Source organism: Streptomyces sp. NPDC044921 (assembly GCF_056432865.1).
The window spans coordinates 142,661-166,837 of the sequence record NZ_JBWKIF010000015.1; the positions used below are offsets into that span (position 1 = coordinate 142,661).

Annotated in this window: 24 protein-coding genes and 1 pseudogene; 11 read left to right on the forward strand and 14 right to left on the reverse strand. The window is 72.7% G+C overall.

Going from position 1 to position 24,177, the window contains the following annotated elements; all coding sequences use genetic code 11:
* Position 1: 1 nt before the first annotated feature.
* Genes AC07DA_RS23695 through AC07DA_RS23705 form a run of 3 tightly spaced genes read left to right on the forward strand, consistent with a single transcriptional unit; the run spans position 2 to position 3,300 of the window.
* Entirely contained in the window at positions 2 to 361 is a 360-nt protein-coding gene (locus tag AC07DA_RS23695) for a hypothetical protein (RefSeq protein WP_479130268.1), read from the forward strand.
* A 12-nt stretch (positions 362 to 373) separates the two neighbouring features.
* Positions 374 to 2,089 (forward strand): sodium/solute symporter, encoded by a 1,716-nt coding sequence (locus AC07DA_RS23700; RefSeq protein ID WP_479130186.1) that lies wholly within the window; start codon positions 374 to 376, stop codon positions 2,087 to 2,089.
* Positions 2,086 to 3,300: a sensor histidine kinase gene (locus AC07DA_RS23705; RefSeq protein ID WP_479130187.1), complete on the forward strand. Its 1,215-nt coding sequence runs from the start codon at positions 2,086 to 2,088 to the stop codon at positions 3,298 to 3,300. The genes AC07DA_RS23700 and AC07DA_RS23705 overlap by 4 nt, the downstream gene beginning before the upstream one ends.
* 4 nt (positions 3,301 to 3,304) lie before the next feature.
* Here AC07DA_RS23705 and AC07DA_RS23710 read toward each other — a convergent pair whose 3' ends face one another.
* The 5 genes from AC07DA_RS23710 to AC07DA_RS23730 all read right to left on the reverse strand — a co-directional run bounded on the left by AC07DA_RS23710 (position 3,305) and on the right by AC07DA_RS23730 (position 7,868).
* Complete coding sequence (locus AC07DA_RS23710; protein WP_479130188.1) at positions 3,305 to 3,484, reverse strand: hypothetical protein; 180 nt, start codon at positions 3,482 to 3,484, stop codon at positions 3,305 to 3,307.
* Between the two features lie 80 nt (positions 3,485 to 3,564).
* Positions 3,565 to 4,515 (reverse strand): cytochrome c oxidase assembly protein, encoded by a 951-nt coding sequence (locus AC07DA_RS23715; protein WP_479130189.1) that lies wholly within the window; start codon positions 4,513 to 4,515, stop codon positions 3,565 to 3,567.
* 134 nt (positions 4,516 to 4,649) lie between these two features.
* Entirely contained in the window at positions 4,650 to 5,675 is a 1,026-nt protein-coding gene (locus tag AC07DA_RS23720) for a 6-phosphofructokinase (RefSeq protein WP_359755830.1), read from the reverse strand.
* Positions 5,676 to 5,877: 202 nt separating this feature from the next.
* Positions 5,878 to 6,606 carry a type 1 glutamine amidotransferase gene (locus AC07DA_RS23725; RefSeq protein WP_479130190.1) on the reverse strand — a complete coding sequence of 243 codons (729 nt, stop codon included), beginning with the start codon at positions 6,604 to 6,606 and terminating at the stop codon, positions 5,878 to 5,880.
* A 23-nt stretch (positions 6,607 to 6,629) separates the two neighbouring features.
* A complete protein-coding gene (locus AC07DA_RS23730; RefSeq protein ID WP_479130191.1) occupies positions 6,630 to 7,868 on the reverse strand; it encodes a DUF1727 domain-containing protein in 1,239 nt (412 codons plus the stop codon).
* Between the two features lie 157 nt (positions 7,869 to 8,025).
* On the opposite strand from AC07DA_RS23730, the gene def reads away from it, so the two are divergent.
* Positions 8,026 to 8,571: a peptide deformylase gene (gene def, locus AC07DA_RS23735; RefSeq protein WP_479130192.1), complete on the forward strand. Its 546-nt coding sequence runs from the start codon at positions 8,026 to 8,028 to the stop codon at positions 8,569 to 8,571.
* Positions 8,572 to 8,631: 60 nt separating this feature from the next.
* On the opposite strand, the gene AC07DA_RS23740 is transcribed toward def, so the two are convergent.
* Positions 8,632 to 9,276 (reverse strand): TetR/AcrR family transcriptional regulator, encoded by a 645-nt coding sequence (locus AC07DA_RS23740; RefSeq protein ID WP_479130193.1) that lies wholly within the window; start codon positions 9,274 to 9,276, stop codon positions 8,632 to 8,634.
* A 173-nt stretch (positions 9,277 to 9,449) separates the two neighbouring features.
* Here AC07DA_RS23740 and AC07DA_RS23745 point away from each other — a divergent pair, with 173 nt between their 5' ends.
* Positions 9,450 to 10,676, forward strand: coding sequence for an acyl-CoA dehydrogenase family protein (locus AC07DA_RS23745; protein WP_479130269.1), 1,227 nt, complete (start codon positions 9,450 to 9,452; stop codon positions 10,674 to 10,676).
* On the opposite strand, the gene AC07DA_RS23750 is transcribed toward AC07DA_RS23745, so the two are convergent.
* The 3 genes and pseudogenes from AC07DA_RS23750 to AC07DA_RS23760 all read right to left on the reverse strand — a co-directional run.
* Positions 10,673 to 11,194, reverse strand: coding sequence for a cupin domain-containing protein (locus AC07DA_RS23750; protein ID WP_479130194.1), 522 nt, complete (start codon positions 11,192 to 11,194; stop codon positions 10,673 to 10,675). The two genes, AC07DA_RS23745 and AC07DA_RS23750, sit on opposite strands and share 4 nt — an antisense overlap.
* Positions 11,195 to 11,201: 7 nt before the next feature.
* Positions 11,202 to 12,416 carry a cytochrome P450 gene (locus AC07DA_RS23755; protein ID WP_479130195.1) on the reverse strand — a complete coding sequence of 405 codons (1,215 nt, stop codon included), beginning with the start codon at positions 12,414 to 12,416 and terminating at the stop codon, positions 11,202 to 11,204.
* A 1-nt stretch (position 12,417) separates the two neighbouring features.
* Positions 12,418 to 13,485: pseudogene (locus tag AC07DA_RS23760) on the reverse strand (type III polyketide synthase); the annotation flags it as partial.
* A 170-nt stretch (positions 13,486 to 13,655) separates the two neighbouring features.
* Between AC07DA_RS23760 and AC07DA_RS23765 the strand changes: the two are divergent.
* On the forward strand, positions 13,656 to 14,315 hold the full coding sequence (locus AC07DA_RS23765; RefSeq protein ID WP_479130196.1) for a transcriptional regulator: 660 nt from the start codon (positions 13,656 to 13,658) through the stop codon (positions 14,313 to 14,315).
* A 15-nt stretch (positions 14,316 to 14,330) separates the two neighbouring features.
* Here AC07DA_RS23765 and AC07DA_RS23770 read toward each other — a convergent pair whose 3' ends face one another.
* The 5 genes from AC07DA_RS23770 to AC07DA_RS23790 all read right to left on the reverse strand — a co-directional run bounded on the left by AC07DA_RS23770 (position 14,331) and on the right by AC07DA_RS23790 (position 19,008).
* Positions 14,331 to 14,567, reverse strand: coding sequence for a DUF6213 family protein (locus AC07DA_RS23770; RefSeq protein ID WP_383332740.1), 237 nt, complete (start codon positions 14,565 to 14,567; stop codon positions 14,331 to 14,333).
* 25 nt (positions 14,568 to 14,592) lie between these two features.
* Positions 14,593 to 15,978 carry an NADP-dependent succinic semialdehyde dehydrogenase gene (locus AC07DA_RS23775; protein ID WP_479130197.1) on the reverse strand — a complete coding sequence of 462 codons (1,386 nt, stop codon included), beginning with the start codon at positions 15,976 to 15,978 and terminating at the stop codon, positions 14,593 to 14,595.
* A gap of 77 nt (positions 15,979 to 16,055) precedes the next feature.
* Positions 16,056 to 16,514 carry an NUDIX hydrolase gene (locus AC07DA_RS23780; protein ID WP_479130198.1) on the reverse strand — a complete coding sequence of 153 codons (459 nt, stop codon included), beginning with the start codon at positions 16,512 to 16,514 and terminating at the stop codon, positions 16,056 to 16,058.
* Complete coding sequence (locus AC07DA_RS23785; RefSeq protein ID WP_479130199.1) at positions 16,511 to 18,049, reverse strand: ATP-dependent DNA ligase; 1,539 nt, start codon at positions 18,047 to 18,049, stop codon at positions 16,511 to 16,513. Before AC07DA_RS23785 ends, AC07DA_RS23780 begins: the two co-directional genes overlap by 4 nt.
* Positions 18,050 to 18,078: 29 nt before the next feature.
* A complete protein-coding gene (locus AC07DA_RS23790; protein ID WP_479130201.1) occupies positions 18,079 to 19,008 on the reverse strand; it encodes an NAD(P)/FAD-dependent oxidoreductase in 930 nt (309 codons plus the stop codon).
* Positions 19,009 to 19,085: 77 nt separating this feature from the next.
* Between AC07DA_RS23790 and AC07DA_RS23795 the strand changes: the two genes are divergently transcribed.
* The 5 genes from AC07DA_RS23795 to AC07DA_RS23815 all read left to right on the forward strand — a co-directional run bounded on the left by AC07DA_RS23795 (position 19,086) and on the right by AC07DA_RS23815 (position 24,062).
* Positions 19,086 to 19,658: a helix-turn-helix domain-containing protein gene (locus AC07DA_RS23795; RefSeq protein WP_479130202.1), complete on the forward strand. Its 573-nt coding sequence runs from the start codon at positions 19,086 to 19,088 to the stop codon at positions 19,656 to 19,658.
* Positions 19,659 to 19,778: 120 nt separating this feature from the next.
* On the forward strand, positions 19,779 to 20,744 hold the full coding sequence (locus tag AC07DA_RS23800) for an NADPH:quinone oxidoreductase family protein (protein WP_479130203.1): 966 nt from the start codon (positions 19,779 to 19,781) through the stop codon (positions 20,742 to 20,744).
* On the forward strand, positions 20,741 to 21,922 hold the full coding sequence (locus AC07DA_RS23805; RefSeq protein WP_479130205.1) for an acyl-CoA dehydrogenase family protein: 1,182 nt from the start codon (positions 20,741 to 20,743) through the stop codon (positions 21,920 to 21,922). Before AC07DA_RS23800 ends, AC07DA_RS23805 begins: the two co-directional genes overlap by 4 nt.
* Entirely contained in the window at positions 21,919 to 22,992 is a 1,074-nt protein-coding gene (locus AC07DA_RS23810; RefSeq protein ID WP_479130206.1) for an acyl-CoA dehydrogenase family protein, read from the forward strand. The genes AC07DA_RS23805 and AC07DA_RS23810 overlap by 4 nt, the downstream gene beginning before the upstream one ends.
* A gap of 206 nt (positions 22,993 to 23,198) precedes the next feature.
* The gene (locus AC07DA_RS23815) at positions 23,199 to 24,062 is read left to right on the forward strand and encodes a phosphatidylinositol-specific phospholipase C/glycerophosphodiester phosphodiesterase family protein (protein ID WP_479130207.1); all 864 of its coding nucleotides are present in this window, start codon (positions 23,199 to 23,201) and stop codon (positions 24,060 to 24,062) included.
* Positions 24,063 to 24,177 lie beyond the last annotated feature (115 nt).

Genomic DNA, 24,177 nt, shown 5'->3' on the forward strand with positions numbered 1-24,177 from the left:
GGTGCCCCAGGACCACACCGAACGCCGCGTCCTCGTCACCGGCCCGCCCCGGCGGATCCGCAAGGGCTCCGGCTACTACCGCCCGCGCACCGAGATCGACGAGCAGACCACCCTCGGCCACACCTACGTCCGCTCCCTGATGCGCACCCAGCTGCGCGCCGCCCTCACCGTCTTCGCGGTCCTCGGCCTGCTCATCGGCCCCCTCCCGCTGCTCTTCGCCGCGCTGCCCGGCGCCCGCCGCCTGGAATGGGCCGTCCTCGGCTTCGGCCTGTACCTCCCGCTGGTCCTGCTCGCCCGCTGGTACGTCCGCCGCGCCGAGCGCAACGAGCGCGACTTCGTCCGCCTCGTCGAGGACCGCTGACCCCGCACGCCCATGAACTCCAGCTACGCCGTCCCCGCCGTCGCCCTGGTCGTCGTCGCCACGGTCCTGGTCGGCGCCTTCGGCCTGCGCATCTCCCGCACCACCTCCGACTTCTACGTCGCCTCCCGCACCGTCGGCCCCCGCCTGAACGCCGCCGCCATCAGCGGCGAGTACCTCTCCGCCGCCTCCTTCCTCGGCATAGCGGGCCTGGTCCTGGTCCAGGGCCCCGACATGCTCTGGTACCCGGTGGGCTACACCGCCGGCTACCTCGTGCTGCTGCTGTTCGTCGCCGCCCCGCTGCGCCGCTCCGGCGCCTACACGCTGCCCGACTTCGCCGAGGCCCGCCTCGCCTCGCAGGCCGTGCGGCGGCTCGCCGGGGCCTTCGTGGTCGGCGTGGGCTGGCTGTACCTGCTGCCCCAGCTCCAGGGCGCCGGACTCACCCTGACCGTGCTGACCGGGGCGCCCGACTGGCTGGGCGGTGTGATCGTCGCCGTCGTCGTCACCGCCACCGTCGCCGCGGGCGGCATGCGCAGCATCACCTTCGTCCAGGCCTTCCAGTACTGGCTCAAGCTCACCGCCCTGCTCGTCCCCGCCCTGTTCCTGGTCCTCGCCTGGCAGAGCGACGGCGCCCCGCGCCACGCCTTCGACGAACCGGCCACCTTCCGCGAACAGCGGTCCGTCCGCGTCGACGCCGACGTCGACCTGAAACTGGAGCGCCCCCTGACCGTCACGGTCACCGGCACCGTCGACGGGCGCACCCACACCGGCGCCCTCCTGGACCTCCCCGCCGGCACCCACCGCGTCGAAGGCGGCACCCGCCTCCTGTTCGCCGCCGGCGCCCCCGTCCCCGAGGCCGGGCGGGAAGGCGCCGGCGACCTCTCCCCGTCCCAGGCCGAGAGCCGCGCCGAACGCCCCCTGTACGCCACCTACGGGCTGATCCTCGCCACGTTCCTCGGCACCATGGGCCTGCCCCACGTCGTGGTCCGCTTCTACACCAGCCCGCACGGCGTCGCCGCCCGCCGCACCACCGTCGCGGTCCTCGGCCTGGTCGGCGCCTTCTACCTCCTGCCCCCCGTCTACGGCGCCCTGGGCCGCCTCTACGCCCCCGAACTGACCCTCACCGGGGACCCGGACGCGGCCGTCCTGCTGCTGCCCGACCGGATGATCGGGGGAGTGGGCGGCGACCTCCTGGGCGCCCTGGTCGCGGGCGGCGCCTTCGCCGCGTTCCTGTCCACGGCCTCGGGCCTGACCATGGCGGTCGCGGGCGTCCTCACCCAGGACGTGCTGCCCTCCCGGGGCGTGCGGCACTTCCGGCTCGGGACCGTCCTGGCCATGGCGGTGCCCCTCGCGGCGAGCGTCCTGGTCGGCGGGCTCCCGGTCGCCGACGCGGTGGGGCTCGCCTTCGCGGTGTCGGCGTCCTCGTTCTGCCCGCTGCTCGTGCTGGGCATCTGGTGGCGGCGGCTGACCCCGCCAGGCGCCGCCGCCGGGATGCTGGTGGGAGGCGGCTCCGCCCTGCTCGCGGTCGCCGCGACCATGGCGGGCTACCCGGGCCGCGGCGCCGCCCTGCACGCCCTGCTCGCCTGGCCCGCCCTGTGGTCGGTGCCGCTGGGCTTCCTCACCATGATCCTCGTGTCCCTCGCCACCCCCGGCCGGGTCCCACCGGGCACGGCCGCCGTCCTGGCCCGCTTCCATCTCCCCGAGGAACTGCGCACGGAGGCGACGGCATGAGCGACTTCCTCGCGGGCCTGTGCGTCGCCGTGCTCCCGGTCCTGGCCCTCGGCGTCTGGCTGGGCCGGCGCACCGCCCGCGCCAAGAGCCTCGCCGGTCTCGGCACCCCCGTCGAGCACGCCACCTTCGAGACCCTGCACACCGCCTCCCTCGCCGCACCCCCGCTCAGGGCCGGCCTGACCGAGGAGACCGCCCGCAAGTCCGCCCGCAAACTGCGCTCGCTGCTCGGCACCGACGCCCTCTGCCTCACCGACCGCGAACAGGTGCTGGTCTGGGACGGCGACGGCGCCCACCACCGCGGCGAGATCATGGAACGCCTCGCGGGGCCCCTGGACACCGGCCGCGGCGAGGCCTTCCGGCTGACCTGCGACAGCCTGGACTGCTCGGTGCGCTGGGCGGTCGTCGCCCCCCTCACCGTCGACGACCGGGTGCACGGCGCCCTGGTCGCCTGCGCGCCCCGCGAGTCCGCCGTCCTGGTCCGGGCCGCCGGCGAGGTCGCCCGCTGGGTGTCGGTGCAGCTGGAACTGGCGGACCTGGACCGCTCGCGCACCCGCCTCATCGAGGCCGAGATCAAGGCACTGCGCGCCCAGATCTCCCCGCACTTCATCTTCAACTCGCTCGCGGTGATCGCCAGCTTCGTCCGCACCGACCCCGAGCGCGCCCGCGAGCTGCTCCTGGAGTTCGCCGACTTCACCCGCTACTCGTTCCGCCGGCACGGCGACTTCACCACCCTCGCCGACGAACTGCACGCCATCGACCACTACCTGGCGCTGGTGCGCGCACGCTTCGGCGACCGCCTCTCCGTCACCCTCCAGATAGCGCCGGAGGTGCTGCCCGTCGCCCTGCCCTTCCTGTGCCTGCAGCCGCTCGTGGAGAACGCCGTCAAGCACGGCCTGGAGGGCAAGGCCGTCGCCTCGGGCAAGTGCCACATCCAGATCACCGCCCAGGACGCGGGCGCCGAGGCCCTGGTCGTCATCGAGGACGACGGCGCGGGCATGGACCCCGAGCTGCTGCGCCGGATCCTCGCCCGTGAGGCCAGCCCCTCGGGCGGCATCGGCCTCTCCAACGTCGACGACCGGCTCCGCCAGGTCTACGGCGACGACCACGGCCTCGTCATCGAGACCGCCGTCGGCGCCGGAATGAAGATCACCGTGCGGCTGCCGAAGTACCAGCCGGGTGTGCACTCGGCGGGCCGGCTGACCCGGGAGTGACCCGTCAGGTGCTGCGCGTGGTGACCACCATCCCCAGGGTGATCAGGCCCAGGACGACCCAGCCGAACCACAGCCAGCCGTTGCTGCCGAGCGCCACCGTGTAGGCCGTCACCACGACGAGGCCGCCCACGGTGAGCACCCCCATGGTCTTCGTCCCGCTGGAACCGTTCGTGGAACCGGGCATCGCGCCACCCTCCTCGTGGTCCGGTGACTCCATGGTGCCTGGCGGGTGCCCGGCGCGCACGGCCCGTACACGAGCCGGTTTCAGCGCCCCTGCGCGTTCAGCGAGGCCAGATAGGCGTTGTACGCCTCCAGCTCCTTGTCGCCGTCCCGGTCGGCGGCGCGGTCGGTGCGCCTGGCCTGCCGCTGCTCGGAGGCGTACCACTGGAACAGCAGCGCGATCAGGACCAGCACGGAGGGGATCTCGCTGAACGCCCAGGCGATGCCGCCCGCCGCGTTCTGGTCGGACAGCGCCTCGATGCCGAGGGAGGCGGGCGGGTTCTCGAACGTCGACACCATCGGCTGGCTCGCCATCATCAGCGCGATCCCGAAGAACGCGTGGAACGGCATGCCCGCGAACAGCTCCAGCATCCGCATCAGGTACCCCGGCCGGTGCGGGCCCGGGTCCACACCCATGATCGGCCAGAAGAACACCAGGCCGACGGCGAGGAAGTGCACCATCATCGCGATGTGCCCCACCTTGGAGCCCATCAGCGTGTCGAAGATCGGGGTGAAGTACAGCCCGTACAGGCTGGCGATGAACAGCGGGATGGTGAAGGCCGGGTGCGTGATGATCCGCATGTACCGGCTGTGCAGGAACATCAGCAGCAGTTCACGCGGCCCCTTGCGGCCCCGGCCCGCCGTCGGCAGGGCCCGCAGCGCCAGGGTGATCGGCGCCCCGAGCAGGATCAGGATGGGGGAGACCATGCTGATCACCATGTGCTGCACCATGTGCACGCTGAACATGACCATGCCGTAGTCGTTCAGCCGGGTGCACATCATGAGCATGATCGTCAGCACGCCCAGGACGAAGGCGACGGTCCGCCCCACGGGCCACTTGTCCCCGCGCCGCACCAGCCGCACGACGCCCCAGCCGTACAGCGCCAGCCCCACCAGGCAGGCGACGAGGAAGAACGGGTCCGTGGACCACGCGAGACCCCGCCCCAGCGTGAACGGCGGCAGATCCATGGTCATGCCGTGCCCGCTGTGATCCATCCGCCGGCTCCTGTTTCGTGGGGGTGTGCAGCAAGTTGTCCGCCCACAAGAGTAGAACCGCCCCCGACCACACACGTGACCGGGGGCGAGGTTCCAGGGACGCGGGGAAGACGCACCCGCCGGCTGCGGCAGCCTCAGAGAACGGTCTCCGCCTCCTCGTACCGCTCGTCCGGCACGGTCTTCAGCGTCTCCACGGCCTCAGCGAGCGGCACCATCACGATGTCGGTCCCGCGCAGCGCCGTCATCTGCCCGAACTCGCCCCGGTGCACCGCCTCCACCGCGTGCCACCCGAACCGCGTGGCCAGCACCCGGTCGTAGGCGGTGGGCGTCCCGCCCCGCTGCACGTGCCCGAGGATCACCGGCCGCGCCTCCTTGCCCAGCCGTCCCTCCAGCTCGACGGAGAGCTGCCGCGCGATGCCCGCGAAACGCTCGTGCCCGTAGATGTCCTTGCCGCCCTCGTCGAACTCCATGGTCCCGGGGCGGGGCTTGGCGCCCTCCGCCGCCACCACGATCGCGAAGCGCTTGCCCGCCTCGAACCGCTCGCCGACCCGCCGGGTCAGCTCCTCTATGTCGAAGGGCCGCTCGGGCACGACGATGGCGTGCGCGCCGGCCGCCATGCCGGAGTGCAGCGCGATCCAGCCGGTGTGCCGGCCCATGACCTCGACCACGAGGACCCGCTGGTGGGACTCGGCCGTGGTCTTCAGGCGGTCCAGCGCCTCGGTCGCCACCCCGACGGCCGTGTCGAAGCCGAAGGTGACGTCCGTGACCGCGATGTCGTTGTCGATGGTCTTCGGCACGCCCACCACGGGCAGACCGCTGTCCGACATCAGCCGGGCGGCCTTGAGGGTGCCCTCGCCGCCGATGGGGATGATCGCGTCGAGGCCGAGCTCCTCGACATGGCCCCTGGCCCGCTCCACACCGTCCCGCAGATGGGAGGGCTGGACCCGGGAGGAGCCGAGAATCGTGCCGCCGCGGGCGAGGATGCCACCCACCGCGTCGAGGTCGAGCTTGAGGTAGTCGCACTCCAGGAGGCCCTTCCAGCCGTCACGGAAGCCGATGACCTCGTCGCCGTGGTCGACGACGGCGCGGTGCACGACGGACCGGATGACGGCGTTCAGGCCGGGGCAGTCGCCGCCGGACGTGAGGACACCAATGCGCATAGCCCGAGAAACCTTATCGACGTGGGCCGGGACCGGACCGCGTTGTCCGGCTGGAATCCCCGCCACCCTAGCGGCTTCCCGGGGCCGGACCGAAGCACGCGTCCGCCTGTTGGACGACCCCGCTCACCTGTGCGGATGGGCCGTCATACGGGCTGTTGACCAGCAGGTTGACGCGCGCCCCGGGCACGCTGCGGCGCTGTGCCTACGCGGGCTGCTGAGCAGCGGCGATGCGCTCGTTGCGCAGGGCCTCGTACCAGCGGTCGTCGGTCGGCGGCAGCGCGTTGACGTCGAGGGCCAGCTTCAGCAGCAGGTCGGCGATCAGCGGGTTGCGCGCGAGCACCGGACCGTGCATGTACGTGCCGAACACGGTGTCGTTGTACGCGCCCTCCGTGCCGTCGCCCGTGCCGTTGCCGTTGCCGAACCGCACCCGGGCGAGCGGGCGGGCGGTGGGGCCGAGGTGGGTGACGCCCTGGTGGTTCTCGAAGCCGGTCAGCGGCGGCAGCCCGAGGCGCTCGTCGACGTCGCCCAGCACGTCACCGACGCACCGCGCGCCCTCGCCGCGCACCGACACCACGTCCAGCAGCCCGAGCCCGGGCTCGCGCTGGCCGAGGTCGTTGATGAACTCGTGGCCGAGGATCTGGTAGCCGGCGCACACGGAGAACACGATGGCGCCGTTCTCCACGGCCCGGGTCAGTCCGCCGTCCCGGCGCAGCCGCTCGGCGGCGAGCCGCTGCGGCCGGTCCTCGCCGCCGCCGATCAGGTAGATGTCCCCGGAGGTCGGGATCGGCTGGTCGCTGCGCACGTCCAGCCGGGCCACGTCCAGGCGGCGCTGCCGCGCCCGGCGCTCCACGACGAGGACGTTGCCCTGGTCGCCGTAGGTGCTGAGCAGGTCGGGATAGATCCAGACGATGCGCAGTTGGTTGTCGCTCACAAAAGTCCCCTGACGTCTCGTGCTCAGTTGCCGACGCGGCGGCGCAGGTCCTGGAACGCCGTGTAGTTGGCGATGACCTCGATCCGGCCCGGCGGGCACGCGGCCACGGCCTGGTCGAGGTTGTCGTAGACCTGGAAGTGCTGGTCGGCGACCTCCAGGCGCACCGCCAGGTCCAGCCGGCGGTCCCCCACCACGCAGATCGGGTGGCCGGTCAGGCGCGTGTAGTCGACGTCCCACAGCCAGGAGGTGTCGGTGCCGTCGGCGGAGCGCGCGTTCACGGACAGGATGACCGGGGCGGGCGGCTGGTCGATCAGGGAGAAGGTCTCCAGCCAGCCGGCCGGGTTCTTCGCGAGCAGCAGGCGCAGGTCGCGGCCCTGGAACTGGACGACGTCGTACCGTCCGGCCACCGCCTGCACCTGGTACATGCGCTCCAGCGCGACCTGCGGCGGCACGCCGAAGACGGCGGCGACGGCGGCCGAGGAGGCGGCGTTGGCCTTGTTGGCGCGGCCGGGCAGCTGGAGGTGGATCGGCCAGGCGGAGCCGTGCGGGTCGAGGACGTGGTCGCCGGACAGCGCCCAGCTGGGCGTCGGACGGCGGAAGCCGCACTCACCGCAGAACCAGTCGTCGCCCGGGCGCTGCATCACGCCGCCGCAGGACGGGCAGGACCAGGCGTCGTCCTTCCACATCTGCCCGGCGGCGACCCAGATGACGTTGGGGGAGGAGGACGCCGCCCACACCACCAGGGGGTCGTCGCAGTTGGCCACGACCACGGCCTTGGAACCGGCGAGCCCTTCGCGCCAGTTCTCGGCGAGCATGCGGGTCTCCGCCGCGCGGTCGAGCTGGTCACGGGAGAGGTTCAGCAGCGCGATGCACTTCGGGTCGGTGTCCCGGGCGACGCCCGCCAGGTACTTCTCGTCGACCTCGATGACGCCGTACCGGGCGTCCGAGCCGCCGGCGAGCGCCGAGGTGATGCCGGCCGGCATGTTGGCGCCGAGCGCGTTGGACACGACCGGTCCCGCCGCGCGCAGGGCCTCGGCGATGAGCCGGGTGGTCGTGGTCTTGCCGTTGGTCGCCGAGACCAGGATCACGTCCAGGTTCTGCGCCAGCCGGGCGAGGAGGTCGGGGTCGAGCTTGAGCGCCACCCGGCCGCCGATGACCGATCCGCTGCCGCGCCCCGCCGCGCGGGACGCCGCTGCGACCGCCTTGCCCGCGGTCACGGCCAGCTTGGCCCGCGGCGAGAGCGGGTCCGAGTTGCCTGCCATCAGTTCTCGATCCTCCTTGCGTACGCGCCGCGCCTGAAGCCTGACGGCCACGTGGTGTGGACCTCAGCCTATCGAGATCCCTTCGCACTCCCGAACCGCGGCACTGTGGCGAACTCGTGTGGGAGGCGCGCACCGACAGGACCTTACTCTTGCCGCCATGCGACACAGCCCCATCCCCGGCGCCCGCGGCCGGGTGAGACCCCTCACCCTGCACGGCGACCCCGTCCTGCACGCGCCCTGCGCGGAGGTCACCGGCTTCGGTCCCGAACTGGAGCGGCTGGTCGAGGACTTGTTCGCCACGATGTACGCCGCCCAGGGCGTCGGCCTGGCCGCCAACCAGATCGGCGAGCCGCTGCGGGTCTTCGTCTACGACTGCCCCGACGACGAGGACGTCCGCCACCTCGGCCACGTGGTCAACCCCCGCCTGGTCGAGGCCGACGGGGTGGTGATCCGCGGCCCGGAGGGCTGCCTGTCCCTGCCGGGCCTGGAAGCGGGCACGGAGCGCTACGACCACGCGGTGGTGGAGGGCTTCACGGTGACCGGCGACCCGGTCACGATCCACGGCACGGGCTTCTTCGCACGCTGCCTCCAGCACGAGTGCGACCACCTGGAGGGCCGCGTCTACGCGGACCGCCTGACGGGCTGGCGCCACCGCAGGCTGATGCGCCGGGTGGCCGGGGCCTCATGGCGCCGGGATGTGTAGGTCAGGGGCGCGGGGAACTGCGCGACCAGCCCCCACCGGCCCGGGCACGGCACACGACGGTCAGAACCCCGGGCCTCCCACCCGGTCCCCGGCAGCCGCGAGCCGGCCCCACAACAGGTCGGCGAGACTCCGCACCAACTCGGCACGGGAACAAGGCCGTTCCCCCAGCCACCAGTCCCCGGCGGCATGCATCATGCCGACGATCCCGTGCCCCCACACCCGCGCCAGCTGCTGCCCGCCCGGTCCCAGGTCCAGCCGCTCCTCGATGACCTGCGCCAGCTCCTCGCCCATCCGCCGCAGCAGCGGCGCGCTGTGCTTGCCGACGTCGAACCCCGGGTCCCCCGGCTGGCTCCCCTCCGCCGGGTGCATCAGGAAGCGGTACACCTGGGGCCGCGCCTCGATCGCCGCCAGGTACGTCTCCAGTGTCGCCTCGACCCGCTCGCGCCGGTCCGCCGGCGCGTCCAGCGCCGCCCGCAGCGAGTCCAGCAGCGCGTCGGTGTGCCGTTTGGCAAGGGCCGCGTACAGTCCGCCCTTGTCACCGAAGTGCCGGTAGAGGATGGGCTTGGTGATGCCGGCCTCCGCCGCGATCGCGTTCATCGAGGCCTGCGGGCCGTCGCGCAGCACCACCCGGTCGGCGGCCTCCAGCAGTTCACGCCGTCGGCGGTCGGCGGACCGTTGCTGGTCGGTCCGCTGCGTGGTGTCCATGTGCTCTCCCCACCCGTGCTGTTTCGATGACGCTTGCGCAAACTAACACTGAAGCATGTTCCGGACGCCGAAAGGGTGCCGGCCGTTCGGTAGGAGTTGACGCGGACTACCCACCGGTAACAGACTGCTGTTACCGCAAGTAACATGCACGTGTGCCGCTGGAGGGGACCGACATGGCCGAGTTCACCATGGAGCTCAACGACGAACAGAAGGAGGTCCGCGACTGGCTCCATGGCTTCGCCGCCGACGTGATCCGCCCCGCGGCCGCCGAGTGGGACGAGCGCGAGGAGACCCCCTGGCCGGTCATCCAGGAAGCCGCCAAGGTCGGCATCTACTCCCTGGACTTCTACGCCCAGCAGTACTTCGACCCCACCGGCCTCGGCATCCCCATGGCGATGGAGGAGCTGTTCTGGGGCGACGCGGGCATCGCCCTGTCCATCGTCGGCACCGGCCTCGCCGCCGTCGGCGTCCTCGCCAACGGCACCGAGGAGCAGATCGGCACCTGGATCCCGCAGATGTACGGCGACGCCAACGACGTCAAGGTCGCCGCCTTCTGCTCCTCCGAACCCGACGCCGGCTCCGACGTCGCCTCCATGCGCACCCGGGCCGTCTACGACGAGGCCAAGGACGAGTGGGTCATCAACGGCACCAAGACCTGGGCGACCAACGGCGGCATCGCCAACGTGCACGTCGTGGTCGCGGTCGTCGACCCCGAGCTCGGCTCCAAGGGCCACGCCTCCTTCATCGTCCCGCCGGGCACCGAGGGCCTGTCCCAGGGCCAGAAGTTCAAGAAGCACGGCATCCGGGCCTCGCACACCGCCGAGGTCATCCTCGACAACGTGCGCGTCCCCGGCTCCTGCCTGCTCGGCGGCAAGGAGAAGCTCGACGAGCGGCTCGCCCGGGCCCGCGAGAAGGCGAAGCAGGGCGGGGAGCGCGTGAAGAACGCGGCCATGGCCACCTTCGAGGCCTCGCGCCCGGCCGTCGGCGCCATGGCGGTCGGCACCGCCCGCGCCGCCTACGAGGTCGCCCTCGACTACGCCACCACCCGCGAGCAGTTCGGCCGGCCGATCGTCGACAACCAGGGCGTGGCCTTCCAGCTCGCGGACATGCGCACCTCCATCGACGCGGCCCGCCTGCTGGTCTGGCGCGCCTCCTGGATGGCCATCAACGGCAGGCCCTTCACGGCGGCCGAGGGATCGATGTCGAAGCTGTTCGCCAGCGAGACGGCCAAGAAGGTCACCGCGCAGGCCATACAGATCCTGGGCGGCAACGGCTACACCCGGGAGTACCCGGTCGAGCGCATGCACCGCGACGCGGCCATCTACACCATCTTCGAGGGCACGAGCGAGATCCAGCGCCTGGTCATCGCCCGCACCCTCGCCGGGGTGCCCATCCGCTAACGGTGCCGGAGCGGCGTCAGCTGCTCGATGTCGTACCGCGCCCGGAGCTCCTCGATGGCCGCGTGGTCCGGCGGGCCACCGCCGTCGAGGATCTCCAGCAGCTCCTCGAAGTACCGCTCGTGGTCCGGCGGCGGGCTCGCCTGGAAGAACATCTTCGCGGGCTCGTCCGTCGGATTGGCGAACGCGTGCGGGCACCCCGGGGGCACGACGATCACCGTGCCCGGCGTGGCCCGCACCACCCGGTTGCCGGAAGTGGACTCCCACTTCTGCCAGTTGTCGGGCGTGCGCACCCGCGGCTCGAAGGCGAGCACGTCCAGCTCGCCTTCGAGGACGTAGAACAACTCCTCGCTGCGGGTGTGCACATGGGCCCCCACGTCGAAGCCCGGGGGCACCACCACCTCGAAGGTGGAGGCCATGCGGGAGTGGGTGCCGGTCACCTTGAAGGTCACGTGCTGGGCGGGGGCCTGCACGACCCGGCCGTGACCGGGCGGGACGAGCAGGCCTTCCGTCGCCGTCATCGCCGTCTCACCACGTCACGGGCAGGGCCTCGGGCCCGCGGATCAGCGCGCCCTTCTTGAAGGGCACGTCCTCGGCCGGCACGGCCAGCCGCAGACCGGGCACGCCGTCGAGGAGCGCGTCGACCAGGAGCTCCGACTCCAGCCGGGCCAGCATGCCGCCCGGGCAGTAGTGCGGTCCGAAGCCGAACGAGACGTGCGGGTTCGGGCTGCGGGAGAAGTCGATGCTCTCCGGGTCGGGGAAGACGTCCGGGTCGCGGTTGGCCGCCAGGTACGACACGTAGATCGCGTCGCCCTGCCGGATCCGCACGCCCTTGATCTCCACGTCCTCCAGGGCGATCCGCGACAGTCCGACCGCGTTGCGGTGCGGGATCCAGCGCAGCAGTTCGTCGATGGCCCGGGGGCGGATATCCGGCTCGGCGCGCAGCCGCTCGGCGAGTTCCGGGCGGGTCAGCAGCACGTAGAACATCTGGCCGCTGTTGTTGGTGACCGCCTCGCCGCCGATCTGCAGGAGCACGGCGAGTCCGACCGCCTCCTCCAGGGTGACCTCGCTCCGCCCGACCGCGGCACCGAGCAGCGAGGTCACGTCCTCGCCGGTGCTGCCCTCGCGCAGGCCGATCAGGTCGGCGAAGTAGGCGCCCATCTCCTGCTTGGCCTTCTCGCTGACCTCGGCGCCGTGCGCGGAGGACAGGATCAGCTGCGTCCAGGTGTGCATGTCGTGCCGGTCGGCGGCGGGGACGCCCATCAGCTCGCAGATCACAGCGATGGGGAACGGGCTGAGCACGGCCTCGGTGAGGTCCGCGGGCGGGCCGTCCCGGAGCATCCCGTCGACCAGCTCCGCCAGCATCCCGCGGGACCGCTCGCGCACCCGCTCCACCCCGCGTGCCGTGAACGCGGCGGCGACGCTGCGCCGCAGCCGGGTGTGGTCCGGCGGGTCGAGGAAGCCGACCGCGCCCCGGGACGGGATGAAGTGCGGGGCCAGCCGCGTGACCTGCCGGTCCATGACGGCCTCGCGGCCGAAGCGCGGGTCGTTGGTCACCATCCGCACGTCGTCGTAGCGGGTGACCAGCCAGGCCCAGCCCTCGCCGTTGGGCAGTCTGATGCGGGTGACCGGACCCTCGTCCATCAGCTCGCGCAGGACCGGGTCGAAGTCCGCGCCGGACAGGTCCAGCGCGGGCCAGTCCCGGACCGGGGGCGGTGTCTCGGTGATCGTCTCTTCGCTCATCTCACTTCGCTTCGTCCGCGCGGCGCCAGCGGCCCAGGGCCATCTCGGCGGTGATGCCGGGCCCGAACCCGGCCAGCAGCCCGCGCGCCCGGTGCTCGGGCCCGCCCTCGTCGAACAGCCGGCGCAGCGCGTCCAGGACGACGGCGCTGGCGATGTTGCCGTACTCGGTGAGCGTGGCCCGGCTGAAGCGGAAGGCGTGCGGGTCGACGTGCAGGAAGGTGCTGAGGTCGTCGAGGATGCGGGGCCCACCCGCGTGGACTATGTAGAAGTCCAGGTCGGACGCGTCCCAGCCGTGGTTCCCGGCCAGGTCCTTCAGCGCCGGGGCGAGCGGCTCCATGGTGGCCGGGACCCGCTTGTCCAGCAGGAAGTGGAAGCCGGTGGCCTTCACGTCGTACATGATCCACTCTTCGGTCTTGGGGATCAGGTACGAGCCGTTGCGCTCCAGGACGACGCCCTCGCCGCCCCGCCCGCGGACCGCGGCCGCGGCGATGCCGTCGCCGAACAGGCCGTTGGACAGCAGCGAACCCACGCCGATGTCGGTGGGCTGGTAGCACAGCGAGCAGAACTCGCACGCCACGATCAACGCGTTGGCCTCGGGGTAGGCCGTGCAGAAGTCGTGGGCCCGGTTGATCGCCGCGCCGCCGGCCGCGCAGCCCAGCTGGGCTATCGGCAGCTGCCGCGTGGTCGGGTCGAAGCCCATCTCGTTGATCAGCCAGGCCGTGAGCGAGGGCATCATGAAGCCCGTGCACGACACGTAGATGATCAGATCCACGTCGGTGGGGAGCAGCTCCGCGTCGTCGAGCGCCCGCTGGATGACCGCGGGCACCCGCGCCTTGGCCTCGGCCTCGTAGAGTTTGTTGCGGTCCTCGAACCCCGGATGCTTCAGGGTCTCCTCGATGGGCTGCACGATGCGCCGCGTGCGCACACCGGTGTTCTCGATCAGCCGGAGGGCCAGCGGCAGTTGGGGGTGGTCGGCGTGGCGCTCACGCGCCAGCTGAAGCGTCTCCTCCATCGTGATCACGTGCTCTGGAACGGACACCGAGGGTCTGCACAAAGTCGCCATGAACCGTGCCTGCTTTCGCCTCCCGGAAGGCCCTTCGCCCCCCGGTCAGAAGGTGGTTCACCTCTAGGGGTGGTCCACCCACGATCACCCGTCGGCAGGCGGAGTTCGCGCGGGACTACTCCGTACCGGGGACGCCGTGCCAGGCTCGACCCGACACCCTCACGACGGAGGACGCGATGACGCACCCGGCCCGGGACCTTCTGCGCACCATCACGGCGGCCCTCGCCCCGGACCCGGACGCCAACCCCCTGGTCCCCCGGATCGCCGCCGGTACGGCGCCCCGCTCCGCCCTCGCCGCGCTCGCCCTGGAACAGTCCTGGGTGATCCCCGCGGACCGCCGCGCGTTCGAGCACCTGGCGGAGCGCTCCGAGCCGGCCGACCCCGAGGCGGCGGCCTTCTTCACGGCCCTCGCGCGGGGCGAGGCGCTGGCGGGCGAGCGGCTGGCCGCCTTCGCACGGGCGTGCGGCGCCGAGGAGGCCTCGTACGAGCCGCTGCCCGGCGCCCAGGCGTACCCCGCGTACGTGGCCTGGCTGGCCCTCAACGCCGCACCGGCGGACGCGCTCCTGGCCCTCACCGCCAATTTCTCCGCCTGGGGCGGCTATTGCGCGACCATCACCACCGCGCTGCGCGAGCACTACGGCTTCACCGACGAGGCCCGCGCCTTCTTCGACTTCTTCGCCGAGCCGTCACCCGACCTGGACCGGCTGGCGGAGCGGGCGGTGGCGGCGGCCCTGGACGCGGGGCGCCTCGACGAGCGGCGAGCCCGCACCTACGGCCATCTCCTGCAGCGTTACGAGGCGAGCTTCTGGTCGGCGCTGAACGGGGCGGCGTCCTAGGGGGACGGGGGGGGGCTACGTGGCGGTCCCACTGCTGTGGGCGATACAGGCCACGTCGATGCGGTCGGCCAGTTTCGCCAGCTCGATGGTCAGAGCCGCCACCGTGTCCTCGTCCAGCCCCGACTCCCCGCCCTCCACCAGCCGCACCCACCGGCCCCCCACGGTCCGCAACAGCTTGCTGACATCCGCGGCAGCCACCTGCAAGGTCCCGCGGTCGTCGACGATCAGAGGCAGAGTCACTTCGCGGTTCACAGACGGGATCGTAGCCCCGCAACACTCACGCACCATGCCAAACGGTGGTGATGTTGCAGAACTCGCGGATTCCGTGCCCGGACAGCTCACGCCCGTACCCGGACCGCTTCACCCCGCCGAACGGGAACGCCGGATGGGAGGCCGTCATGCCGTTGAAGAACACGCCCCCGGCCTCCAGGTCCCGCGTGAAGCGGTCCACCTCGGCCTCGTCCCGGGTCCACACGTTGGAACTCAGCCCGAAGGGCGAGTCGTTCGCGAGCAGCACGGCCTCGTCCAGGTCGGCCACCCGGTACAGCGTGGCGACCGGCCCGAACGCCTCCTCCCGGTGGATCCGCATCTCGCGCGTGATGCCGGCCAGGACCGTCGGCGCGTAGTACCAGCCGGGCCCCTCCGGCCGTTCGCCACCGCACAGCACCTCGGCGCCGCCGCGCACCGCGTCGTCGACCAGTTCCTCCAGGTCGCGCAGCCCCTGCTCGCTGGAGAGGGGCCCGACCTCCGTCTCGTCGGACAGGGGGTCGCCGACCTTCAGCGCCCGCATGCCCTCGGCGAACCGCTCGGCGAAGGCGTCGTAGACGTCCGTGTGCACGATGAAGCGCTTGGCCGCGATGCAGGACTGCCCGGTGTTCTGCACCCGTGCGGTCACCGCGACCTTCGCGGCCCGGTCGAGGTCGGCCGAGGGCATCACGACGAACGGGTCGCTGCCGCCCAGCTCCAGCACCGTCTTTTTGATCATCTCGCCAGCGGTGGAGGCGACCGCGCGGCCCGCCGGCTCGCTGCCGGTGAGCGTGGCGGCCTTGACCCGCTCGTCGCGCAGGATGTCGTCCACCGCGGCGGAGCCGATCAGCAGGGTCTGGAAGCAGCCCTCGGTGAAGCCCGCCCGGTGGAAGAGGTCCTCCAGGTACAGGGCGGTCTGCGGGACGTTGGAGGCGTGCTTGAGCAGGCCGACGTTGCCCGCCATCAGCGCGGGTGCCGCGAAGCGCACCACCTGCCACAGCGGGAAGTTCCACGGCATGACCGCCAGCACCGGGCCGAGCGGGCGGTAGCGGACCCGGACGCGCGAGGCGCCGGAGTCCTTGACGTCGGTCTCGGCGGGTTCCTCGTCGGCGAGCAGCTCCTCGGCGTGGTCGGCGTACCAGCGCATCGCCTTGGCGCACTTCGCCGCCTCGGCCCGGGCCTGCTGGATCGGCTTGCCCATCTCGGTGGTCATCACGCGGGCGATGTCCTGCTGGTCCTCGTCGAGGAGGTCGGCGGCCCGGTGCAGCAGCCGGGCCCGCTCGTCGAAGGTCGTCGTCCGGTACGTGCGGAACGTGGCCTCCGCGAGCCGGAGCCGGCGCTCGATCTCCTCCTCGCCCATGGCCTCGTACGTCTTGAGCGTCTCGCCGTTCGCCGGGTTGACCGTCGCGATGGGCATGGCTGACCTCCCTGGAAGCGGGCTGTGTCTCGACCTTCCCGCGCGGCGGAGGGGACCGCAACGCGGGAGCGTCTCCTTCAGGGCGAGTGCTCCGCCAGGCGGTCGAGAAACGCCGCCTGGGCCTTGACGATCACCTCGCGGGCCCGGTCGAGCCCGAACCAGGCCACCCGGTCCAGCTCGGGGAACTCCTCCAGCCGCCCCGAGCGCGGCGGCCACTCCACGCGGAAGGTGCCGGGCACGATCGTCGCCGGGTCGAGGTCCGCCTCGATCGCCCAGGCCGTCACGATCTTGCCGTTGGTCTGCCGGACCTCGCCGAGGTCGATGGCCTCCCCGTCGGGCGGGGGCAGACCCAGCTCCTCCCGGAACTCGCGGCGGGCGGCGTCCCAGGCGGACTCGTCCGGCTCGTACTCGCCCTTCGGGACGGTCCACGCCCCGGCGTCGCGCCGGGCGAAGAACGGGCCGCCCATGTGGCCGAGGAGGACTTCCCGGCCGCGGTCCGAGGGGCGGTGGAGCAGCAGGCCCGCGCTGCGCCTCACGGCGCCACCTCCGGATGGGCGGCCAGCAGCGTCTCCACGGTGTCGGCGTCCTCCGGGCGCTTGTCCTCGCGGTAGCGGATCACGCGGGCGAAGCGGAGGGTGACGCCGGCCGGGTAGCGGGTGGAGCGCTGCAGTCCGTCGTAGGCGATCTCGACGACGAGTTCCGGGCGGACCGTGACGACGTGGCCGTTGTCGTCGACGGCCAGTTCCCGCAGCCGTTCGGTCTGCCAGGTCAGCATCGCGTCGGTCATGCCCTTGAACGTCTTGCCGAGCATGGTGAGGCCGCCGTCGGCGGTGCGGGCGGCGAGGTGGAGGTTGGAGAGCTTGCCGGTGCGGCGCCCGTGGCCCCACTCGGCGGCCAGGACGACCAGGTCGAGGGTGTGGACGGGTTTCACCTTCAGCCAGGACGCCCCGCGCCGCCCCGCGCTGTAGGGGGCGTCGAGGGACTTGGCGACCACGCCCTCGTGGCCGCGTTCGAGCGTGCGGGCGAGGAACTCCTCCGCCGCGGCCGTCTCGTCCGGCCTGGACACCAGGGTGCGCCGCACCCGCATCGGCTCGGGCACCAGCCGGGCCAGCTCGGCGTGCCGCTCGGCGAACGGAAGGTCGAGCAGGTCGTGGCCGTCGACGGACAGCGCGTCGAAGAAGACGGGGGAGACGGGCACCGCGCGGGCGGCCGTGGCCACGTCCGTGCGGGAGCCGACGCGCCCGGCGGTCTCCTGGAACGAGCGGGGGCGCCCGTCCTCGTCGAAGGAGATCACCTCGCCGTCCAGGATGAAGCGCTCCCCGCGCAACTCCTGGGCGGCCGACGTCACTTCGGGCAGCCGGTCGGTGATGTCGTCGAGGGTGCGGGTGTAGACGCGTACGGTGTCGCCGTCGCGGTGCACCTGCACGCGGATGCCGTCCAGCTTCTCCTCCACCGCGCAGGCGCCCAGCTTGTCCACCGCCTCCGCCACCGAGGAGGCGGTGTGCGCCAGCATCGGCAGCACCGGGCGGCCCACGGTGAGCCGGAACCGTTCGAGGGAGGCCGGGCCGTCGGCGAGCAGGGCCTCGGCGACCGCCTGCAGGGAACCGGCGAGCATCACGGCCCGCCGCACGTCCGCGCTCGGTGCCCCGGTCGCCTGGGCCAGGCCCTCGACCGCGACCGCGTCCAGCGCGCCCTGCCGGACCTCACCGGTGAGCAGCCCGAGCAGGAACCGCTGCTCCTCCTCGGTGGCCGCGCCCATCAACTCCCCGACCAGCCGGGTGCGTTCCGCCTGGGAGCCCGGGCCGGAGACCTTGGCGATCTCCGACAGCCGGGCGTCGACGTCCCGCACGGTCAGGCCGGGCTCCGCGGCCGGGGAGACCGGGCGGCCCAGCACCTTCCAGCCCACACCGATCCGGCCCTGCGGCAGCCGCCCGGCCAGGTACGGGATGACGATCGGCACGTCCTCCGCCTCGGCGTCCCGGAAGAGCTCCGCGAGCAGAGCCGTCTTCCGGGACCGCGCCGAGGTGGCGGCGACCTCCTGGGACACGCGGGCCAGCCGGTGCAGCAGCATGCAGCCATGGTGCACCGGAGGCGATGCCTCTACACCCGGGCGGCCGCGTCCAAGTCCGTCATCAGCAGATCCCCGACGATCGCCGACGCGGCCCGGTAGCCGCCGCTCGCGGCGTGCACGACCTGCTCGGCGAAGCCGATCGCGTTGCCCGCGGCCCACACGCCCGGCACGCTCGTCAGGCCGGTCGCGTCCACCACCGGGTAGGCGCCGAACGGCGTCTCGTGCAGCTCGGCGCCCAGCCGCTCCAGCAGGCCGGTCTGCGGCACGGGCCGCGGGGCGGTGAACAGCACCGAACGGGCGTGCGTCGAACCGTCCGCGAGCCGGACCCCGGTGAGCCGGTCGTCCTCGACCACCAGTTCCGCCACCTCCCCGGGCACCACGTCCACCCGGGCCGCGGCGAGCCGGCGCAGGTCCTCGTCGGACAGCTCCGCCTCGGCGACCGTGTGCAGGAAGAGCCGCACGTCCTTCGACCACTGCGACACCATCAGCGCCTGGTGCACGCTCGCCGGGCTGGTGGCGAGCACGCCGAACGGCTGGTCGCGCACCTCCCAGCCGTGGCAGAACGGGCAGTGCAGCACGTCCCGCCCGAACCGCTCGGCGACCCCGGGGACCGCGGGCAGCTCGTCCTTCAGCCCGGTCGCCACGACCAGCCGCCGCGCCCGCACGGTCCGGCCGCCGGCCAGCGCCACGACGAAGTCCTCGCCCCGCTCGACGTCCACCACGCGGTCCCGCACGAGCTCGACACCGTAGCGGGCGATCTCCTCACGGCCGATCGCCAGGAACTCGGCGGGCGGCATACCGTCCCGCGACAGGTAGCCCTGCATGTGCGCGGCGGGCGCGTTGCGCGGCTCGCCCGCGTCGACGACCAGGGTCGCGTGCCGGGCCCGCCCCAGCACCAGCGCCGCGGACAGACCCGCCGCGCCCCCGCCGACGACCACCACTGCGTACTTCTCGGTCATGTGACCACCTCCACCGCCGAGCGTCGCTCCGGCGGTACCGGATTGACAAACACGTTTGCCGAACCTGCAATACGACCATGACCATGGACGAGGTACTCGCGGGTGTCGGTCCCCGGCTGCGGCAGATGCGCAAGGACCGGGAGGTGACCCTGGCGGCGCTCTCCGAGTCCACCGGCATCTCGGTCAGCACCCTCTCGCGCCTGGAGTCGGGCCTGCGCAAACCCAGTCTGGAACTGCTCCTGCCGATCGCACGCGCCCACCAGGTGGCGCTGGACGAACTCGTGGGGGCCCCGCCCCCCGGCGATCCGCGCGTGCGCTCCAAGCCGATCACGATGTTCGGCCGCACCCACTGGCCCCTCAGCCGCCAGCCCGGCGGACTGCAGGCCTACAAGGTGCACGAACCCCAGCGCAGGCTGGAGCCCGAACCGCGCACGCACGAGGGCTACGAGTGGCTCTACGTGCTCTCCGGGAAGCTGCGGCTGGTGCTGGGCGAGCACGACCTGGTCCTCACGGCCGGGGAGGCCGCCGAGTTCGACACCCGGGTGCCCCACTGGTTCGGGTCGACGGGGGAGGGGCCCGTGGAGTTCCTCAGTCTCTTCGGGCCGCAGGGGGAGCGGATGCACGTGCGGGCGCGGCCGAAGCGGTCGTGACGCACGCGATACCGGACGGCCCGGACTCTTCCCGGTGAGACGGTTCCCTGATCGGCAAGCGACCGCTTAGTATGCGGTCGACCCCGGTCAGACGACGCAGTCCCCCCGTGGAGGCACCGCATGCAGGCATGGCACGTGCACGAGAACGGCGAGCCGAGCGAGGTGATGCGGCTCGAGGAGGCGGAGCCGCCCACGCCCGGTGAGGGCCAGGTCCTGCTGAAGGTGCGCGCCGCGAACGTCAACTTCCCGGACGCCCTGCTGTGCCGCGGCCAGTACCAGGTCAGGCCGCCGCTGCCGTTCACGCCGGGCGTGGAGATCTGCGGCGAGACCGAGGACGGCCGCCGGGTGATCGCCAACCCGGCGCTGCCCCACGGCGGCTTCGCCGAGTACGCCGTCGCCGACTCCGCCGCCCTGCTGCCCGCCCCGGAGGCCCTGGACGACGCGGAGGCCGCCGCCCTGCACATCGGCTACCAGACCGGCTGGTTCGGCCTGCACCGCCGGGCCGCCCTGCGGGCCGGGGAGACCCTGCTCGTCCACGCTGCCGCTGGAGGGGTCGGCAGCGCGGCCGTGCAGCTCGGCAAGGCCGCCGGCGCCACCGTCATCGGTGTCGTCGGCGGCTCCGGGAAGGCGGCCGTCGCCAAGGAGCTCGGCTGCGACGTCGTGATCGACCGCCGCTGCGAGGACGTCGTGGCCGCCGTCAAGGAGGCCACCGGCGGCCGGGGCGCCGACGTGATCTACGACCCGGTCGGCGGCGAGGCCTACACCCAGTCCGCCAAGACGGTCGCCTTCGAGGGCCGGATCGTCGTCGTCGGCTTCGCCAGCGGCACCATCCCCAGCCCCGGCCTGAACCACGCCCTGGTGAAGAACTACTCGATCCTGGGGCTGCACTGGGGCCTGTACAACACCAAGGACCCGAAGCTGGTCCGGCGCTGCCACGAGGAACTCACCGCACTGGCCGCCCGGGGCGCGATCAGGCCGCTGGTCAGCGAGCGCGTGCCGCTCGGCGAGGCGGCCGCCGCCGTGCAGAAGGTGGCGGACGGCCTGACCACCGGCCGGGTCGCCGTCGTGATGGAGGAGGCAGCATGACCGCCCCCGAGGAACTGCGCGACAGGACCCGGAAGCTGCTGGCCGCCCACCCGCCGGCCTCCACCGACCGCCTGGACTTCCTGCGGGCCCGCTTCGACGCCGGACTCGCCTGGGTGCACTTCCCCCCGGGCCTCGGCGGACTCGGCCTCTCCCGCTCCCTCCAGGCCGTCGTCGACGCCGAACTGACCGCGGCCGGAGCGCCCGACAACGACCCGCGCCGCATCGGCATCGGCCTCGGCATGGCCGCGCCGACCATCCTGCAGTACGGCACCGAGGAGCAGAAGCGGCGCTACCTGCGGCCACTGTGGACCGGGGAGGAGGTCTGGTGCCAGCTGTTCAGCGAACCCGGCGCCGGATCCGACCTCGCCGCCCTCGGTACCCGCGCCGTGCGTGAGGGCGACGAGTGGGTCGTCGACGGGCAGAAGGTCTGGACGTCCAGCGCCCACGTGGCCCGCTGGGCCATCCTGATCGCCCGCACCGACCCGGACGTGCCCAAGCACCGCGGCATCACCTACTTCGTGTGCGACATGACCGACCCGGGCGTCGAGGTGCGGCCGTTGCGGCAGATCACCGGCGAGGCCGAGTTCAACGAGGTGTTCCTCACCGGCGTGCGCATCCCCGACACGCGGCGCCTCGGCGAGGTCGGCGACGGCTGGAAGGTCGCGCAGACCACCCTGAACAACGAGCGCGTGGCCATCGGCGGCATGCGGCTGCCCCGCGAGGGCGGCATGATCGGCCCCGTCTCGAAGACCTGGCGTGAGCGCCCCGAACTGCGCACCCACGACCTGCACCAGCGGCTGCTGAAACTGTGGGTGGAGGCCGAGGTCTCCCGCCTCACCGCCGAGCGGCTGCGCCAGCAGCTCGTCGCGGGCCAGCCCGGCCCCGAGGGCGCCGGCATGAAGCTGGCCTTCGCCCGCCTCAACCAGGAGATCAGCGGCCTGGAGGTGGAACTCCTCGGCGAAGAGGGCCTGTTGTACGACGACTGGACCATGCGCCGCCCGGAGCTGGTCGACTTCACCGGCCGTGAGGCCGGCTACCGCTACCTGCGCTCCAAGGGCAACAGCATCGAGGGCGGGACCAGCGAGGTCCTGCTGAACATCGTCGCCGAGCGCGTCCTCGGCCTGCCCCCCGAGCCGCGCACCGACAAGGACGTCGCCTGGAAGGACCTGGCCCGATGAGCGATCTGCTGTACTCCGAGGAGGAAGAGGCGCTCCGCGCGGCCGTCCGCGCCCTGCTCACCGACCACTGCGACGCGCCCGGCGTCATCGCCCGCACGGAGTCGGACGCCCCGCACCACCTGGCCGCGTGGAAGGCCCTCACCGACGGCATGGGCCTGGCCGGACTGCTGGTGCCCGAGGAACTCGACGGTCAGGGCGCCACCCACCGGGAAGCCGCCGTCGTGCTGGAGGAACTGGGCCGCGCGGTCGCGCCCGTGCCGTATCTGACGAGCGCGGTCGTCGCCACCGAGGCACTGCTGGACTGCGGCGCGGACGACCTGCTCCGCGAACTCGCGGCCGGGACCGCGATCGCCGCCCTCGCGGTCGCTTTCAACGTCGCGCCGGGCGCCGCCCACCGCACCGTCCGGCAGGAGAACGGCCTGCTGCACGGCGAACTGACCGGAATCGCCGACGCCGCCGTCGCGGACGTCCTGCTCGTGCCCGCCGACGACGGCGGCCTCTACGCGGTCGACGCCGCCGCCGCGACCGTCATGCCGCAGACCTCCCTGGACCTGACCCGGCCCCTCGCCACCGTCACCCTCGACGGGGCGCGCGGCAGGCTCCTGGGCGACACCGAACCCGCCGTCCGCCGCGCCCTGCGCGCCGGAGCCGGACTGCTCGCCTCGGAACAGCTCGGCCTCGCCGACTGGACCCTGACGGAGACCGTCCGCTACCTCAAGGAACGCAAGCAGTTCAACCGGCCCGTCGGCGGATTCCAGGCGCTCAAGCACCGCCTCGCGCAGCTCTGGCTGGAGGTCGTCAACCTCCGCGCCGCCGCCCGCAACGCCGCCGACGCCCTGACGACCGGTGAGGACACCGACGTGGCGGTCGGCGTCGCCCAGGCCTACGCGGCGCCCGTCGCGGTCCACGCGGCCGAGGAGGCCCTGCAACTGCACGGCGGCATCGGCATGACCTGGGAGCACCCCGTCCACCTGTACCTGAAGCGCGCGAAGGCCGACTCGATCGCCTACGGCACCGCGGGCGCCCACCGCGAGGCACTCGCCCGCCTGGTGGACCTCCAGGCTCCCTGACACCCACCTGACCGGCGTCCGGGAACGCCCGGCCCGACCCGCGCGTCGAGCCCGCCCCACCCGGGGCGGGCTTTTCGGCGCGTCGTGCCCCGTGGAAGTGAACGCACGGCGGCGGTCCGGCCAACTCCGCTCCCGGCCCTGCCTCTTGCAGCTGCCGCGACCCCATACTCGCAGGGTTCCCGTAGGCACCTCCAGGGAGGCAGAGCATGGCCCTCACCACCCGTCGCAGAGCCCTCACCACCCTCGGCGCGGCCCTCGCGGGCTCGATCGCCCTTCCCGCCGCCCCCGCGCTGGCCGGTGAACGCGGCCACCGCCCACGCCCGTTGTGGCGCGCCCACGCCCACAACGACTACGAGCACCCGCGCCCGCTGTTCGACGCCCTCGACCACCGCTTCGGCAGCGTCGAGGCCGACATCCACCTCGTGGGCGACCAGCTCCTGGTCGCCCACGACCCGGAGGACCTCGACCCGTCCCGCACGCTGGAGTCCCTCTACCTCGACCCGCTCACCGCCCGCGTCCGGGCCAACCACGGCTCGGTGTACCGGGGTCACCGCGGATCGCTGCAACTGCTGATCGACATCAAGACCGAGGGCTCGTCGACGTACCTGGAACTCGACCGCCATCTGCGGCGCTACCGTCACCTGTTCACCACGTACGTCCACGGCCGCGTCCACCGCGGCCCGGTCACCGCCGTGATCTCCGGCGACCGCGCCGCCCGCGCCCCCATGGAGGCCCAGCGCGTCCGGCGTGCCTTCTACGACGGTCGCCTCGCCGACCTCGGCAGCCAGACCCCGGCCTCCTTCAACCCGCTGATCAGCGACAACTGGACGCTGAACTTCACCTGGCGGGGCGTGGGCGCGTTCCCCGACGCCGAGCGGCAGAAGCTGCGCGGCATCGTCACGGCCGCCCACCGGCGGGGCCAGAGGGTGCGCTTCTGGGCGACCCCGGACCTGCCCGGGCCCGCCCGTGACGCACTGTGGGGCGAACTGCTGGCCGCCGGCGTCGACCACCTCAACACCGACGACCTCGCCGGACTGGAGGCGTTCCTGGGCGCCCGCCGGGCGGCGTAGGGAACGGGCCGGACACCACACGTTCGGCGGACAGGTCAGCCGCCCGGACCAACCCTCCGCTACGCCACACTTGCGGCCGAACGCCGTGAACCGGACAAGGCGGCGTGGCGGAGGA